Origin of the sequence: Hahella sp. NBU794 (genome assembly GCF_050749805.1) — a bacterium.
Classification (GTDB): Bacteria; Pseudomonadota; Gammaproteobacteria; order Pseudomonadales; family Oleiphilaceae; genus Hahella.
On the sequence record NZ_CP192738.1, the window covers coordinates 5,632,610 to 5,647,254 of the forward strand.

The 14,645-nt window shown below is 52.7% G+C and carries 15 protein-coding genes; 8 read left to right on the plus strand and 7 right to left on the minus strand.

Going from position 1 to position 14,645, the window contains the following annotated elements; genetic code table 11:
* Window positions 1–95: 95 nt before the first annotated feature.
* Complete coding sequence (locus ACQYWX_RS24610; protein ID WP_431685803.1) at window positions 96–1,043, minus strand: IS5 family transposase; 948 nt, start codon at window positions 1,041–1,043, stop codon at window positions 96–98.
* 809 nt (window positions 1,044–1,852) lie between these two features.
* Here ACQYWX_RS24610 and ACQYWX_RS24615 point away from each other — a divergent pair.
* The 3 genes from ACQYWX_RS24615 (at window position 1,853) to trxA (ending at window position 4,931) form a co-directional block, all read left to right on the plus strand.
* Window positions 1,853–2,743: an EamA family transporter gene (locus tag ACQYWX_RS24615; protein WP_431686695.1), complete on the plus strand. Its 891-nt coding sequence runs from the start codon at window positions 1,853–1,855 to the stop codon at window positions 2,741–2,743.
* An 85-nt stretch (window positions 2,744–2,828) separates the two neighbouring features.
* A complete protein-coding gene (locus tag ACQYWX_RS24620; protein WP_431686696.1) occupies window positions 2,829–4,472 on the plus strand; it encodes a methyl-accepting chemotaxis protein in 1,644 nt (547 codons plus the stop codon).
* Between the two features lie 132 nt (window positions 4,473–4,604).
* Window positions 4,605–4,931 carry a thioredoxin gene (trxA, locus tag ACQYWX_RS24625; protein ID WP_216736977.1) on the plus strand — a complete coding sequence of 109 codons (327 nt, stop codon included), beginning with the start codon at window positions 4,605–4,607 and terminating at the stop codon, window positions 4,929–4,931.
* Between the two features lie 193 nt (window positions 4,932–5,124).
* Here trxA and ACQYWX_RS24630 read toward each other — a convergent pair whose 3' ends face one another.
* Window positions 5,125–5,412 carry a DUF2218 domain-containing protein gene (locus ACQYWX_RS24630; protein WP_216736976.1) on the minus strand — a complete coding sequence of 96 codons (288 nt, stop codon included), beginning with the start codon at window positions 5,410–5,412 and terminating at the stop codon, window positions 5,125–5,127.
* A gap of 124 nt (window positions 5,413–5,536) precedes the next feature.
* Window positions 5,537–7,576: a TonB-dependent receptor domain-containing protein gene (locus ACQYWX_RS24635; protein ID WP_431686697.1), complete on the minus strand. Its 2,040-nt coding sequence runs from the start codon at window positions 7,574–7,576 to the stop codon at window positions 5,537–5,539.
* A gap of 196 nt (window positions 7,577–7,772) precedes the next feature.
* Between ACQYWX_RS24635 and ACQYWX_RS24640 the strand changes: the two genes are divergently transcribed.
* Both ACQYWX_RS24640 and ACQYWX_RS24645 read left to right on the plus strand, forming a co-directional pair.
* A complete protein-coding gene (locus tag ACQYWX_RS24640) occupies window positions 7,773–8,759 on the plus strand; it encodes a helix-turn-helix transcriptional regulator (RefSeq protein ID WP_431686698.1) in 987 nt (328 codons plus the stop codon).
* A 110-nt stretch (window positions 8,760–8,869) separates the two neighbouring features.
* Complete coding sequence (locus ACQYWX_RS24645) at window positions 8,870–9,880, plus strand: CobW family GTP-binding protein (protein ID WP_431686699.1); 1,011 nt, start codon at window positions 8,870–8,872, stop codon at window positions 9,878–9,880.
* Here ACQYWX_RS24645 and ACQYWX_RS24650 read toward each other — a convergent pair whose 3' ends face one another.
* Window positions 9,881–10,828: a sialidase family protein gene (locus ACQYWX_RS24650; RefSeq protein WP_431686700.1), complete on the minus strand. Its 948-nt coding sequence runs from the start codon at window positions 10,826–10,828 to the stop codon at window positions 9,881–9,883.
* A gap of 26 nt (window positions 10,829–10,854) precedes the next feature.
* Window positions 10,855–11,148, minus strand: coding sequence for a hypothetical protein (locus ACQYWX_RS24655; protein WP_216736971.1), 294 nt, complete (start codon window positions 11,146–11,148; stop codon window positions 10,855–10,857).
* Between the two features lie 186 nt (window positions 11,149–11,334).
* Between ACQYWX_RS24655 and ACQYWX_RS24660 the strand changes: the two genes are divergently transcribed.
* The gene (locus ACQYWX_RS24660; protein ID WP_431686701.1) at window positions 11,335–11,805 is read left to right on the plus strand and encodes a hypothetical protein; all 471 of its coding nucleotides are present in this window, start codon (window positions 11,335–11,337) and stop codon (window positions 11,803–11,805) included.
* Here the strand turns inward: ACQYWX_RS24660 and ACQYWX_RS24665 are convergent.
* Window positions 11,770–11,973 (minus strand): RSP_7527 family protein, encoded by a 204-nt coding sequence (locus tag ACQYWX_RS24665; protein WP_279505850.1) that lies wholly within the window; start codon window positions 11,971–11,973, stop codon window positions 11,770–11,772. The two genes, ACQYWX_RS24660 and ACQYWX_RS24665, sit on opposite strands and share 36 nt — an antisense overlap.
* Window positions 11,974–12,079: 106 nt before the next feature.
* Here ACQYWX_RS24665 and ACQYWX_RS24670 point away from each other — a divergent pair, with 106 nt between their 5' ends.
* The gene (locus ACQYWX_RS24670; RefSeq protein WP_279505848.1) at window positions 12,080–12,937 is read left to right on the plus strand and encodes a LysR substrate-binding domain-containing protein; all 858 of its coding nucleotides are present in this window, start codon (window positions 12,080–12,082) and stop codon (window positions 12,935–12,937) included.
* Here ACQYWX_RS24670 and ACQYWX_RS24675 read toward each other — a convergent pair.
* Complete coding sequence (locus tag ACQYWX_RS24675) at window positions 12,897–13,886, minus strand: LysR family transcriptional regulator (RefSeq protein ID WP_279505847.1); 990 nt, start codon at window positions 13,884–13,886, stop codon at window positions 12,897–12,899. The two genes, ACQYWX_RS24670 and ACQYWX_RS24675, sit on opposite strands and share 41 nt — an antisense overlap.
* A 138-nt stretch (window positions 13,887–14,024) precedes the next feature.
* On the opposite strand from ACQYWX_RS24675, the gene ACQYWX_RS24680 reads away from it, so the two are divergent.
* On the plus strand, window positions 14,025–14,639 hold the full coding sequence (locus ACQYWX_RS24680) for an FMN-dependent NADH-azoreductase (protein WP_431686702.1): 615 nt from the start codon (window positions 14,025–14,027) through the stop codon (window positions 14,637–14,639).
* Window positions 14,640–14,645: the final 6 nt, after the last annotated feature.

Sequence of the window (14,645 nt, forward strand, 5' to 3'; positions counted from 1 at the left end):
TCCCAATATCCCTCTCCATTGTGCATTTGGCCCAACCATATACTGCTTTTTCCAACAACTTTCGCCCCTTTCAGGACGGAAGTGGGCCTATCGCCCTATATCCGCAGCTCTTTCCACACCGTAAGAAGATTGCTGAAGGCCGCCAGTAGATATAATCGATTCCTGTTCTTCGCCAGGCCTCGATAGCGGACTTTGCCATAACCAAACACCTGCTTAATGTAGCGGAATGGATGCTCCACTTTGGCTCGGATGCTCGCTTTCAGCATCTCCATTCTCTGATGCTCTTTGCTCAGTGTGCGGCGCACGCCTGGACGTCTCGCGATAAACCAGGCGACACCCGCCCGCTTCTGGTGTTCCTCCCGCTTATGAATGCCTTGGTAACCGGCATCGCCGAACACGACGCTTTCTTCTCCATGCAGCAATTTGCCCGCAACTGTGATGTCATGGACATTCGCTCCCGTCGCTTCAAGGCTGTGAATCAGTCCCCGGGCGCTGTCTACGCCAATGTGCATTTTCATACCAAAGCGCCACTCATTGCCTTTCTTGGTCTGGCGCATCTCCGGGTCGCGTTGGCCGCTCTGGTTTTTAGTGGAGCTCGGGGCGGAAATAATCGTCGCGTCCACAATGCTGCCTTCCCGCATCATCAGCCCTTGCTTCTGTAGTTGTTTGTTCACTTCCTTGAAAAGCGTCTTGCCTAAACCGTGACGCTCCAGCAGGTGACGAAAATGGAGGATCGTGCTTTCATCCGGCAATCGGTCTGACAGGCGCAGACCAGCAAAGCGACGCATGGACTCAATCTCATACAGCGCATCTTCCATCGCGGGATCGCTGAGGTTATAGAACAGTTGCATGCAGTGAACGCGAAGCATGGCGGATAACGGATACGGCGGCCGGCCATTCTCACCCTTGGGATAATGACGGGCGACCTTCTTCTCCAACCGTTCCCAGGGAATCAGCTTATCCATCCGCTCCAGAAAGATTTCCCGGCGGGTCTTACGCTTTTTATTCTGGTATTCGGCTTCGGAGAAAGTCATCTGATCCATGAAAAGTGTTCCTGCTGAGTTGGACTGCCGTATTATGACTGATTCTGGGAGTTATTCAGAGGTTCCCTAGAGCTTCATTTAAATTCAGCAGGATTGAGAACCACTATCGTACATACATAAGAGACTTTCCTGAAGACTTACCAGAAGGATCGGTCGTTATTGGATTAGGTGAAACTGGCGTCAACTATGCTCTAAACCTAGAGTCCGGCATTATCCACAAATGCCAAGATGATGAGATACTTGAGTTCTACACTGACGGTATCGACAAGCTCGTATTACAAGAATTATTCTATCAGCTCGATATAGTCAGCTTGGATCACCATGTAGAGTACGGCGCATCCCCTAGTGTAATTAAAAGCGAGAACCTGCCACTCCCACCTCTTACAGTATTGAAAGACTACTGCAAAAACTTGGGCGTTTCAGAAGAGTGGTTTTGCGATGAAAATCGATGGTATGGAAGGCTAAATGGACTAAATATTATGTGCGAACAATATATGTCAGGAGACTTACATGGAATCTGGTTTTCAGCTTCGTCTAAAGACAAATTCTATTTAGATACTATTTCGAAAAGAATAGCTAATCTATTCGGCGCCAAAATAAACACTGAAACTTGACATAAAGGCTTTATCTCTAAAGACATGACTGTATATTTTTAAGTCACTTATGGATATAGCCATAATTTTTCTCCTTACAACTTTCGAGCCTATCAAGCTTGTTATTGTAAGGAGTTCGTCTATTTGAGGCTAATCAACCTCTTGCAACGGTGTTCGACTAACAATTCAAACACAGCTCCGAACTTTCAAAGCATCATGTTATACAGCTTTCTATGCGCTACTTTATGGGCGTCGACAGGGATTTTCGTTAAGTTCATTGATGGCATGAGCGTTTTCCATATCATCTGGGGACGCTTTTTAGTTGCTTTCATTTTCGGCGCAGTATTACTAAAAGCGCATTCTTTCAGCCGTAGTGGGCCTTCTGCCTATCAGGCGCAGGAATTCCCATTGGCGTTGATGATGACGCTTTATTATGTGCTGGCGACATTCTCTTTCTATTACGCTCCTGTCGCCGTCGCTGCGCTGTTGATCGCTCTCGCGCCGTTGTTTACTTTTCTTCTGCGTTTGTTCCTGCAGAGTGAATTCAATCAGAATGAACTCACCGGGTTTCTTATCGCCTTTGCCGGCCTGGCGTTCTATTTCTACGGCAAAGACTATGCTGCGGAAGGTTACGCCATCAGCGATATACTCCTTGGCTCTGCGCTTGGTTTGGGCGCCGCATTTTTGCGAGCTGTGTTTTCTTTTTCTCTGTGGCGCAGAGTTAATCAGGGAATGGTCGTTAACGCCGCCAACATCAATAATCTAACCCTCATTCTGGGCGTCGCGCTTTTACTACCTTTCCTGTTTCTTCAGCCAGGAGAAGCGAAAGTCACTCAGCACAATTTATTATTGATTGTCGGTTTGGGACTGCTCGCCACCTTTTTGCCCAATTTGCTGAACAATCTGTCTTCCATGAAATTGAGCCCTACCCTGCACAATATCATTGGCATGACGACGCCCATCTCAGCCAGTCTGATGGCCTGGGCGTTCCTGGATGAGGCTCAGGACCTGCAAGCGTTGCTAGCCATCATCATCACGGTATCAGGCATTTTCCTGTCCATGCGCCCAAGCAAAAAGCCGGTTCGCATTGGCGCCACAAAAAGCTAATCCAATATCACGTATATGCCAACGACTCCCGCAAAACTTGTCTATTCTTGCTTAGAGGAAAGGAATAGTCGCTGGGAATATGCGTATGAAGAACACTCTATGGGAGCAGTTCAAAGCGGGCCTGTTTCGTGGCAAAGCGGAGCGGGAGACATTGCACAATGTAGTGGAGTACGCCCCCAACGCCATCATACTGATCGACCAGGACGGTCTCATTCAAATGGTGAATGCGCAGACCGAGCTCGGCTTTGGTTATTCACGCCGAGAACTGATTGGCCAGCCGGTTGAGATACTGGTTCCTCATCGTTTCCGTAACGCTCACCCCGCACAACGCAACAGCTTTTTTGCACATCCTGAGCGTCGCGCAATGGGCTCCGGACGCGACCTGTTCGGCATGCGCAAAGACGGCGCGGAGTTCCCTATTGAAATCGGCCTGACGCCGATTCCCTCAGGAGGCAAGATGATGGCGATGGCCAGCATTATCGACCTCACTGAGCGCAAACGCGCGGAGGAGCGCTTTCGCCAGGTCATCGAGTCCGCCCCTAATGCCATTGTGGTCGTCAACAGACAGGGCGAGGTGACGTTGGTGAATGCGCAAATGGAAAAGATATTCGGCTACTCCAGGAATGAAGTGATTGGTAAGCCTGTCGACTTTCTCATTCCAGAGCGTTTTCGCAGTCGCCACGCCAGCTTTATCGACTCCTTTTTCGCCTATCCCAGCACCCGCAGCATGGGGGCCGGTAGAGAGCTGTACGGACGCAAGCGAGACGGATCTGAGTTCCCCGTCGAGATTGGCTTGAACCCCATGGCGTCAGAAGAAGGCCCCATGGTGCTGGCGAGCATTTTTGACATCTCTGAGCGCAAGCTGGCGGACGAAAAGGCCACCCGACTGCGCAAAGAACTGCATGACGTCATTTCCGTGCTTGCAACCGCCAATGATGAAATCATGTGCTCCGTCAATCAGGCGGTGACTAGCAGCCAAGATACCGCCACCGCCATCAGCGAAATCGCCGCCACGGTTGAAGAAGTCAAACAGACGGCATTGATGGCGGGCAGCAAAGCCAAGACGGTCGTCGAAAGCGCCGAGCAGACCCGTAAAGTCGCCAAAGAAGGGCACGCCGCGGTGAATGACGCGCTGCAGGGAATGCAGCAAATCCGCACCCAAATGGAAGGTATTGGCGAAAGCATTACACAGCTGTGCGATCAAACCCAGACCATCGGCGATGTGGTCGCGGCGGTGAACGATCTGGCGGAGCAGTCGAACCTGTTGGGCGTGAACGCCTCCATCGAAGCGGTTAAAGCCGGGGAAATCGGGCGCGGCTTCTCCGTTGTGGCGCAGGAGGTTAAATCCCTGGCGGAACAGTCCAAAGTCGCGACCAAACAGGTGCGCGCCATTCTGACGGATATTCAGAAGGCGATGAACAAAACTGTATTAGTTGCGGAGCAAGGCCACAAAGCGGTCGCGATTGGAACCCAGCGGGCGCAGTTCAGTGGTGAAGCGATCAAGGCGCTCATGGACAACGCCACAACCTCAAGCCAGATGGCGATTCAGATCGCCGCCACCAGTCAGCAACAAATCAGCGGCATGGATCAAATCGCCCAGGCGATAGAGAGCATCAGAGAAGCGAGTCAGGGCAATGTCAGCGGTATCCGACAGGTGGAGGAAACCGTGCGCAACCTGCATCAATTGGGCGCAAGACTAAAAGAGCTGGCGGCGCACTTTAAACCTTAAGCAAGCGCCCTGCCCCCAACCCAAGCCATCATCACCTTTACTAATCAGCGCCATATAAAAGGTCAATTAGTCCTGTTTGCGTTTCATCCCCATTATTGCCTCAGTTACACAATTTCAGATTCGAGGTGAGCCATGAGCGCATTCGTAAAGCACATTTCAGATGCAGATTTTAAAGACGCCGTCATCAATTCAGATAAGCCTGTACTAGTGGATTTTTGGGCTGAATGGTGCGGGCCATGCCGGGCGATTGCGCCAGTGCTGGACGAGTTAGCGGAAGAGATGGCGGACGATATTCAGGTCGTCAAAGTCAATGTGGATGACAATCAGGCGATAGCCAGCGCGATGGGCATTCGCAGCATTCCGACTCTGATTGTCTTCAAGGATGGCAAGGCCGTAGCCAACCACAGCGGCGCCGTGGGTATGGCGCAGTTAAAGAACTTTGTTGCGCAAGCGATTTAGTACCCCCTCTTGGAGCAACGCTCTGTTGCTCCTTTTTTATCTATTCACCACTTTATTTATTCGCCACGCTTTTCCGCCATCACGTCTTGGCGACTTCTTGCGCCTGCGCTAAAAACACGTCGCCACAAACGAAAAAAAGCGCCGCCCGGAAGACGTCGGACGAACGCGTAATACAGCTAAAACCGTTGACGGTTTAATCGACGCGACGCCAGTTAATCTGGATCTCTTCCTTGCGTGCGAAGCGAACCAGGTGATCATCCAGAATATATTGAACCACGCCAAGCGCTTCCTCGTTCTCCGCCTCGCAAACCATTTCCAGCGTCGCCTGATCGGCTTTCATCACGCAAGTACCGGGCTTGAACTGCACCCGACCTTCATGATCATCCCATTCCGCAGGCACTTTATGGCGAAAGTGTTTGCACAGTTTGTTGAGGTACAGGCTCGCAGAGTCTGTAGGTACTGTCGCGACAGATTTAAGCATTGGTGTTTCCTTTTTATGTTAAGGCCTCTATGCAGAGAGCCAACGGCCCCGGGCTTAGTTTCCAAAATTCATCGCAAACTATCCGAGGCCGGAATCACTGACAAGCGTCCTTGTTACACAAGCATTAGAACGAATACGCCAGCGTCAATTTGTAGTTACGGCCTGGCTCGTAGTCGTTCAACAGCAATTCGCCAAAGACAGGGTGATTGGTTCTGCCAGTGCGTGAAGCGTGAGCGGTGTATAGCTCATCAAACAGGTTTTCAATACCAAAGGTCACCGCCACACCATCAAGCTGTCCTTTCGGCAGCCATTGCATGGACACATTATGTACTTGGTAGCCGTCTTTATTTTCTGAGCCTTCAGCTACGTTGTCTTCCTCGGATACGAATTGCGCGTTCCAGTCAAACGTCAAATCAGCACGAGGTACATAGTAAGTTACGATAACGCCTATTGTGTCTCCAATTTCTCGATCCAGCGGCGTAGTTGAACCATCATGACGACGCACTTCCGAGTCCATGGAGGCATAGGTCAGCATCAAGGAGAGGTCCGTCAATGAATACTTAAAGCTGGCTTCATAACCATCGATAACGGCGGTTCCCACATTTTCATCCATGTCGACAGTTTCAGACGCCTGAATCACATCATGGATCTTAGTGCGGTATAAAGTCACGCCACCGGCGATAGACTTAGCCCCCCATACGTCAGGCTTGAAATAGTTAACGCCAAACTCTTCGTTATGACCGTCTTCAGGTCTGATGTCTGGATTAGGCGTTTTTACTCCACCTGCGTTATTGAAGATCTCAGACAACTCAGGCCCTTTAAACGTCTGAGTCGTGGAGGCGCGAATACTTAACGCATCCGTTACAGGCATTTCTACAGCCAGCGCGCCAGACACTTCCGTGTAAGTTTTATCCGCATTCACGGAATCAAGGTTATAACGATCTACTCTGACGCCAGGCGTAATAGCAAGGCCGCTATCGAAAGTGGCGCGATCTTCCGCAAACACAGCAATGTTCAGCGCCTTCTCTTTAGTCAACTGTTCCCCATCTTTATTGGAAATACCCTGTTGACGCAGGATATCGGAGCCATAGGTGAACAAGTGCTCCAGACCGAACGCTTCGGTCAACGTCTGCGCTGTAGCGTTCGCCCCTGAGTTGATCGCCTCGCCTTCAATGATGCCGCCGGATACGATGGATTCATCCCGCCTTAAGTCCAGTACATTGCGAGACAGACTCAGACGCAAATTCAGCATATCGCCGCGATCCATGTCGTAGTTCAGAGTGTAGGTGTCACGGTTATATTCCGTTGGATAGGGCAATGAGCTACCAGGAATATTTGTGTTTGTCGCCGGTCCCATATCCGGACGGTAGGTGTAATCGCCCTCGTCCCGATATGCGCCATAGCCGAACTCCAGACGATCATACTCTCCGATGTCATAACCCAGCTTGATCAGGTGGTCTTTGATTTTGCCGTCATTGCCGACGTTTTCCACGCCATCGCCGTCTTTCGGGTTGTCCCTGTCATTCACCAGCATATAGGCCAGGAAGTCAAAGCTGTCGCCCAATTTGCCATAACCGGTCAGAGATCCCTGTGTGGCGTCATTGGTGAAATGTGAAAAAGAGACTCTGCCGCCGAAGTCGCGGCCTGGCTTCAGCAGGTCTTTCGCATCTTTGGTTTCAAATTTGACGCCGCCGCCCAATCCTCCGTGAACGATGGAGTTAGCCCCCACCTGAATATCCACCGCTTTCAAAATATCCGCGTTGATCAGCAGATTTCCCATGTGGTGGTACATGAAATTGCTTTGGCTGGCCCCGTCGATACGGATGTCCAGATCAGTATCGTCCAGACCGCGAATGTTGATGCGCTGGTTGACGGAGTGAGTGCCGCCTACTTCTACGCCGGGCTGGTCCCGTAACAGATCGCTGAGGTGGTCCGCCTGTTTGATGGAAATGTCTTCTTCACCCAGATACACGGACGAGCTGGATACCTCCGTCCCCCAAACTGTCACCGGCGCCAGATTGGTGCTCTCCTCCGCCTGAGCGACGCCAGCCACTGGCGCCAGAGCGACAGCCAAAGACGCACAGCGCAATGCAAGCGGCAGCTTGGCGGGAGGGAAAGGAACTTGGGCGGAACGCGCTAACCTTCGGACAACATGAAAGGACATTTCAATACCTCTAATTAAGAACCAGCCGGATCGACGCGCAATAACGCCCCAGACAACAAAAAGCCGTCCGGATGCGATCATTAGACGCCGGAATATATTAATGAGAATTATTATCAATTATATTATCGTTAACATGAGCTGCGATTAAGGCTCAATGCTTATGCAAAATCGTCGAAACGTTATGAGGTATCGCCAAATGGCAAACGCGGCTCAGTCAACCGCCCCGCGCATTAACGCGGATGAGCTGATCAGACTGGCAAACGACGCCGGCTACCGGCAGCAGGTCGAGTATTCAGAGTCCCATCGTAAAGACGCCATCATGGAAGGACGCTTCGCGCTGACCAGTTATCCGTCAGGTCTTTCCGTGCACCTTAGCGACCTCAAAGAGCTGCAAACGCTGTCCACCAGCATGGAGCTACCGCCTAAACTGACCTTATCGGTCATACTCAGGGGCAAGCTGGATTTCGCTTTGGGCGACGCCAGCTTTGAAGCCGGGGGCGCAGGTCCGGAATGTTTCGCCTTATGCATTCCCAACCAGCAAACCTTCCACCGCAGACTGCGCGCCAATCGCTGCCTCACCAAGGTGAATATCTCCGTCAGTCGCGAATGGCTGGAATGTCGCAGTCTGGAGGAAGGCGGCGCGGCTCTTGATCTGGAGGAACTTTTTGGAGAGGAGGTGACGTTCGCAAAATGGCCAGCGTCCGCCCGCTTGATTGGACTGGCGGAGCAGATTCTCAATCCCCCTCCCCTGAATCGTCTACTCTTGAGCCTTTATATTGAAAGCCGCGCTATGGAACTACTCAGCGACGGCATGTTGATGCTGCCGAAGCATATCAGCAAGCCCCGCGCAGAAACCGCTGACGCCCCAAAGCCACAGGAAAGCCGCCGCATCGCAACCGCCAGAGAGTTTATTGAAGCGCATCTGGAGACTATTGATTCACTGGAAGAAACCGCCGCCGCTGTGGGCATGAGCGTCAGCACCTTACAGCGCCGCTTCAAGCTCGCCTACGGACGCACCGTCTTCGAATACGTGCGCCAACGAAAACTGGAGGCGGCCCGCGATGCATTGTTGAAAAAAGAACTCAGCATTGGCGAAGCCGCTTACAGAGCCGGTTATCGCCATCCTTCCAATTTCGTCACCGCGTTTAAGCGCGCCTTCGGCGCCACTCCCGGAGAGCTGTAGAGCTTCCTCGAACGGAGCCATTGTAAGTTCATTGCGTCTGGTCCAAGGGAAAGACTTGTTATAACATAACACCCGTTTCCACGGACCGACGACGCAAAGGGACTCGCATAATGCCAACCAAAGAACAGAACGCAGTGCCTAACAGAATCCCCACCAGTATTATCACCGGCTTTCTGGGAGCCGGAAAAACCACCGCCATTCTTCACCTTCTGGACCAAAAACCCGCCAACGAGACCTGGGCGGTTTTAGTAAATGAGTTCGGTGAAGTCGGCATAGACGGCGCCATTCTTTCCAACAAGGGCGCATTGGTGAAAGAAGTCCCTGGCGGCTGTATGTGTTGCGTGAACGGGCTGCCAATGCAAATTGGCCTGAACATGCTGCTGGCGCGCAAGCCGGACCGCTTGCTGATCGAACCGACCGGACTTGGGCATCCCGATGAAATTATCGCGACGCTTAACGGCGAGCACTACCGGGATATCGTCAGTATTCAAGCGACCCTGACCCTGCTGGACCCAAGAAAGATCACAGACCCACGTTATAACGAGAATGAGAATTTCAGGAAGCAGGTTCAGGTCGCCGACATCCTGGTCGCCAACAAAACCGACTTATGCTCAGACGAAGATAAGCGGGTGTTTTATGAATGGGTTAAGGCCACCAGACCCGACTTGCATGAGGACGCCATTGGCTGGGTCAATCACGGTCGCGTGAACCCGGATTGGCTGGAACACTCCGCCGCCCCCAGCGACTACAGCATTCCAGCGTCGCCGGAGAGCAAACTGCCATTTATCGACATTGCTCTCGCCCCTCAACAGGATATCGTACGCAAAGAAAATCGCGGCGATGGTTATTTCAGTTGCGGCTGGGTTTTCTCACCCAAATACCGTTTCGATATGAAAGAAGTGCTGAATCTCGTCTACTCCCTGAATGTAGAGCGCTGCAAAGGCGTATTTCGCACATCGGAAGGCGCAGCGGTGATCAATGCGGAGAACGGAGGCGTTACCGTTTATACCGTCACCGAAGCGCCGGACAGCCGCATCGAGGTGATCGACAGCCAGCCTCTGCAGGTAGAAAGTCTGGAAAAGCTTCTAAAGGAGATTCTTGTCAGCGAGACGACGACTTAATCAAACCGCGTCCAACAGGTCCTGCAGTTCATCTGAGGTGAAGGACACATGCTTGATCGTCTCGCGCCGCCATGTATAAGCGATATGGAGATCGCCGCAGCGAGTCACGCAGGCTGACGGGTATGAGAATTCTCCCTCGCCGTTTTCGAGCACATGAACAGGTCGCCATTGCTCGCCGTCCGCCGAGGCGGACATGCTCAGCACAGCGCGACCAGCCGCGCCGGAGTTCTGCAACAAGAGAAACTGACCGTCGTTGGCGCGCACCACATCAATGGCGGCGTCCGGCGCAGGTATTTGCGTCAGGCGCAAATCAGTCCAGCTTAGACCTTCATCAAACGACCAGCATTCACCCAGAAAGCCTTCCGTCGTACGGCAAAGGCTCTGAATGGCCTGCCCATGAATCAGCAATACGGGCTGAATCGCGGACAAAGACGAGGCCCTCGGCCCATGCGCGCTCCAGGTTTCTCCCCTGTCTTCACTGCGCTCAAAGCAGATTCGCCACGCCTCATTTTCTGTGCTGGTTGGGATAAGCATGACACCGGAGGGTAAAACGACTGGACGCCCGCGCACCGGCCCAATTCTACCGCTATCAAGCAATCGCGGCTGCGACCAGGTAGCGCCTTCATCCACAGATTCTATATAGGCGCCCCACCAGCGGGAAGGACTCGGACCCACTTGATAGTACAACAGTATGCGACCGTCGCCAGACCTTGAGAAAACAGGATTCCATAGGGGGTAGCGGCGTCCGCTTGGCTGCAGGGGATCAACCAGGAGGCGCTGATTGCGCCAGCGTCCGTCACGGTACTCAGCTCCCCAAATCCCCGTTTTCTGCGATCCTTCCCTAGGGCCCGCAAAGCAAGCGAGCAATAAGCCGTCTTCTACGTCCTGAATGGTCGCAGCATGATATTGCTTCCCATCGTTAACATCGAAAACAAAGGCTTCCTGCATGGTCGACCACCTCTTGTGAAGCTTTCCTACAAATCGATGCCGGCATCGCCATCGCGAAACAGCATGCGAATGAGACGGAAGGGCAGAATGACCAGTTCAAAACCGATGTCGATGATGAACTCCAGCCAATCCAGTGCGTCCAGCCAGCCGCTATCGCTGTGGCGATGCTTTTTACTTGGCCAGACATAATGAGCGAGGATAAATCCCGCGATGGATGCCGCCAGTATCCACCCATTAAAACCCTGGGTGAACTGACTTACAACGCCGATCACCGCGCCGACGAATAACGCCAGCGACAATAACACTCTCAATAAATCCATAACGCCAGGTCAAACCTCTACAGAATATACGCCAGCAGTAAGGCGCCATAGGAGCGGCCATCAGGCCGAAAGCTCATGCTCAATACTACGTCAAAGGTTAACCCAGTTTAATGCGGAGGAAACGCCTCATCCTAATTCTTTCTGCTAACATACGAGCGCTAGTCGGTGAAGGCGCATGATGAAGGCATGGGGATTTCGAACTATTCAAAATTAATTGCTGCGCTGGCGATAATATTGCCGGCGATGGGACTCGCTTTGTATTTCAAAGCTAACAGTCGCGGTAACGCGGCTTCGCAGGAGTGTCTGTTCGGCAATATTTACGAATTACTGGAAAGCCAGAAAGTCGGCGATAACGTCTACGAGCTGTATCTTCATGTAAGCGGCTGGCCGGACAGGATAGAAAGCATTTCTCTGTTCAGTCCCCCTGCGTCCTTTGACGCCTGCGGACAACCTTTGCAAAAAGCGCTGGCTTCATCGCCAGTGGAGTACGGTCAGGAAGGAAAAATCGTTAAGTGGCCGATCCGCTTTGTCGTGGAAGGCGGCGCTGTCAAAATCCGCTATTCCAGCGACAAAGACGGCAGACTGGCGATGGAAGACGTTCCCGTAGACTGGAAACTCAGCTCAACCACGCAGCTTCCTCCACAGCTTACGCACTAAAGAATTCGCATACTCCGCTCGCATCTCGTGAGCCCGATTGATGTAGTAGCGATAATCGATGCTTCCATCCTCTTCTATTCGATAGTCCACTGTACGGGCTTTCTTCGCGGGATCTTCCCGAGCAGTTTCCGTCATCAGGAACACTTCCGCCATTGTCAGTGCTTTCATACTCATACCCTCTTGGATCTGTACTGAACTTTCATTTCATCTTAGTTCGTTCTATGATTCATAAAAATCAATATTTCATGATCATATAGTTCAATATATTTGATATATGAAGCTACCTGATATTTCCACGGAATTACTGCAAACCTTCGTCACCGTTGTGGACAGCGGCGGCGTACTGCGCGCCAGCGAACGCCTGTTCAAGACCCAATCCACCGTCAGCATGCAACTCAGCCGTCTGGAGGAGCGCCTCGGCGTCGCCTTGTTCCGAACGGTGGGACGGCGTAAAGAGCTGACGCCAGAAGGCGAAACCATGCTGATCTACGCCCGCAAAATTCTGGATCTGCAGAACGAAGCATTGAAAGCCATTCAGGGCGTGCAGTTTGAAGGCGAGCTGACCATCGGCATTTCCCGCTCTTTAGTGGACGGAGACCTGACCAATGAGCTGTCCAAATTCGCCATGCAGTATCCGCTGATAAAACTTAACGTGCGCTCCGCATCCAGCATGCATTTGCATAACGCATTCGAGCAGGAGGAGTTTGACTGCATTATTCGCCTGACTCAGGACCCTTCTGCAGACGAGTTAGTCCTCAGCAAAGCGAAGATGGTCTGGGTGGCGTCGGACAAGTATCAGTTCGATCCCAGCGTCCCTTTGCGCATGGCCAACTTCACCACGCCCTGCCAGTTCCGCTCAATCAGTGAAAAGGCGCTAAAGGCCGCCGGCATTGTGTGGCAGGAAGCGTATACCACCAACAACCTCAACGCGTTGATGTCGGCGGTGCGGGGCAATCTGGCGGTCAGCGCCCGCACCCAGCATGCATTGCAACCGGGAACCCGGGTGGTGGGACCAGAGGAAGGACTCCCCGAGCTGCCGGAAATTTTCGTCGTGGCGCAAACCCGCGGCAGCTCAAGGCTGGCCGAGTTCTTTATTTCATGGCTGGCGCCCCGTCCTCCGGTCGCGGCTTGAAGTCGGAGGGCGACGGACAGCCCGCGTTTTCGCAAAATTCATTCAGGGGCTGATCCCAATAAGGCGTCCCCTTGAAGCGCTCCAGAACATAATCCACAAAAGTGCGCACCCGGTGCGAAAGATGTCGGGTATGGGGATAAATCAGATACGCGTTCGATTCCACCAGTTGGTATTCCGTCAGTATGGGCTTCAGGGCGCCGCTGGCGATTTCCTTGTACAAAATGAAATTAGGCTGGGTCACGATCCCGTAGCCGTTGACCGCCGCCTGCCGTAAATAATCGCCAGCGTTCGCCTGCAGCCAGGGATTCACACTCACCTCGATGCATTCGCCCTTGCTGTTCCAGAAGCGCCAGATGCTGTTGGGCAGATTGGAGTAATGAATCACACGATGCTGCGTTAATTCTTCCGGGGTTTTGGGCTCGCCGAACTTCTCCAGATAAGCGGGACTGGCGCAGATCACCGTGTGTATTTTGCAGATCGGGCGGGCGATCAAAGTGGAATCCACCAGGCGCCCGATACGAATCGCCAGGTCATACCCTTCCTGCACGATGTCGACCTGACGGTCATTAAAATTGATGTCGAAATTCAGGTTCGGGTGCATTTGCATAAAGTCATTGAACACGCAGCCCAAGTGCATCATCCCAAACGTGAACGGCGCGGCGATCTTCAGCTTGCCGCTAAGGGACTTGTGCTCGCTGGTCACCGCCTCTTCCAGTTCCGCCAGATCCTCTAACAGTCGCAAACAGCGCTCGTAATAACTGCGCCCAGTTTCGGTCAGGGTCAACTTGCGGGTCGTTCGCACCAGCAACTGCACGCCCAGACGGGATTCCAGTTCCGCCAGACGGCGACTCACCGCTGACTTGGCGATGTCCAGAACCTGCGCTGCGCGGGTGATGCTGCCAGTCTCCACCACTTTGGCGAAGATCTGCATTTCCTCAAAGCGACTCATGCGTTCCCTCCAACTATGTTTCGCTTAATTGTTCTTATTTTAGCAACAGAATTTTCCCTTCAGCCATGTTTATCCCTTTTATCTCAACAAATATAGTGAGCCCATCTAAACGACAGCCAAACTTTCAGGAGATAATCCATGAACCATTCAAACACTCGCATTCTGAAAATCGACAGCAGCGCCCGTGCGGAAAGTTCAATGAGCCGCAAGCTTGCGCAACAACTTACTGAACAACTGGTGGCGGCCAACCCTGGCGCGGAAGTGGTTTCCCGCGATGTATCCGGCGGATTGCCTTTCGTCACGGAAGAGTGGATCGGCGCCAGTTACACCCCGGCGGATCAGCGCACTGAAGCGCAAAACCAGGCGCTGGCGCTGTCAGACAGCCTGATCGAAGAATTACAGGCGGCCGACACGCTGATTATCGCCGCCCCTATGTATAACTTCAGCGTCCCCGCCACGTTGAAAGCCTATATCGACCAGATCTGCCGGGCGCAGGTGACTTTCCGTTATACCGAGCAGGGCCCTGTTGGACTGCTGGAAAATAAAAAGGCGTATGTAGTGGCTGTCACCGGCGGCACGCCCGTCAACAGCGCGGCAGACTTTGTGTCCGCCTATATGCGTCAGGTGCTGGGCTTCATCGGCATCAAGGATGTGACCTTTATCAACGCCGACCGCATCATGGTTAATCCGGAGTCCATTTTGGCCGACGCGCAACAGCAAATCGCCGCAGCCACGGAAGTGGCCGCCGCTTAAGAGTTC

Bases quoted from the DNA above. Each gene is read 5' to 3' on its own strand.
- ACQYWX_RS24610 (WP_431685803.1), bottom strand. From the start codon at position 1,043: ATGGATCAGATGACTTTCTCCGAAGCCGAATACCAGAATAAAAAGCGT.
- ACQYWX_RS24615 (WP_431686695.1), top strand. From the start codon at position 1,853: ATGTTATACAGCTTTCTATGCGCTACTTTATGGGCGTCGACAGGGATT.
- ACQYWX_RS24620 (WP_431686696.1), top strand. From the start codon at position 2,829: ATGAAGAACACTCTATGGGAGCAGTTCAAAGCGGGCCTGTTTCGTGGC.
- trxA (WP_216736977.1), top strand. From the start codon at position 4,605: ATGAGCGCATTCGTAAAGCACATTTCAGATGCAGATTTTAAAGACGCC.
- ACQYWX_RS24630 (WP_216736976.1), bottom strand. From the start codon at position 5,412: ATGCTTAAATCTGTCGCGACAGTACCTACAGACTCTGCGAGCCTGTAC.
- ACQYWX_RS24635 (WP_431686697.1), bottom strand. From the start codon at position 7,576: ATGTCCTTTCATGTTGTCCGAAGGTTAGCGCGTTCCGCCCAAGTTCCT.
- ACQYWX_RS24640 (WP_431686698.1), top strand. From the start codon at position 7,773: ATGGCAAACGCGGCTCAGTCAACCGCCCCGCGCATTAACGCGGATGAG.
- ACQYWX_RS24645 (WP_431686699.1), top strand. From the start codon at position 8,870: ATGCCAACCAAAGAACAGAACGCAGTGCCTAACAGAATCCCCACCAGT.
- ACQYWX_RS24650 (WP_431686700.1), bottom strand. From the start codon at position 10,828: ATGCAGGAAGCCTTTGTTTTCGATGTTAACGATGGGAAGCAATATCAT.
- ACQYWX_RS24655 (WP_216736971.1), bottom strand. From the start codon at position 11,148: ATGGATTTATTGAGAGTGTTATTGTCGCTGGCGTTATTCGTCGGCGCG.
- ACQYWX_RS24660 (WP_431686701.1), top strand. From the start codon at position 11,335: ATGGGGATTTCGAACTATTCAAAATTAATTGCTGCGCTGGCGATAATA.
- ACQYWX_RS24665 (WP_279505850.1), bottom strand. From the start codon at position 11,973: ATGAAAGCACTGACAATGGCGGAAGTGTTCCTGATGACGGAAACTGCT.
- ACQYWX_RS24670 (WP_279505848.1), top strand. From the start codon at position 12,080: ATGAAGCTACCTGATATTTCCACGGAATTACTGCAAACCTTCGTCACC.
- ACQYWX_RS24675 (WP_279505847.1), bottom strand. From the start codon at position 13,886: ATGAGTCGCTTTGAGGAAATGCAGATCTTCGCCAAAGTGGTGGAGACT.
- ACQYWX_RS24680 (WP_431686702.1), top strand. From the start codon at position 14,025: ATGAACCATTCAAACACTCGCATTCTGAAAATCGACAGCAGCGCCCGT.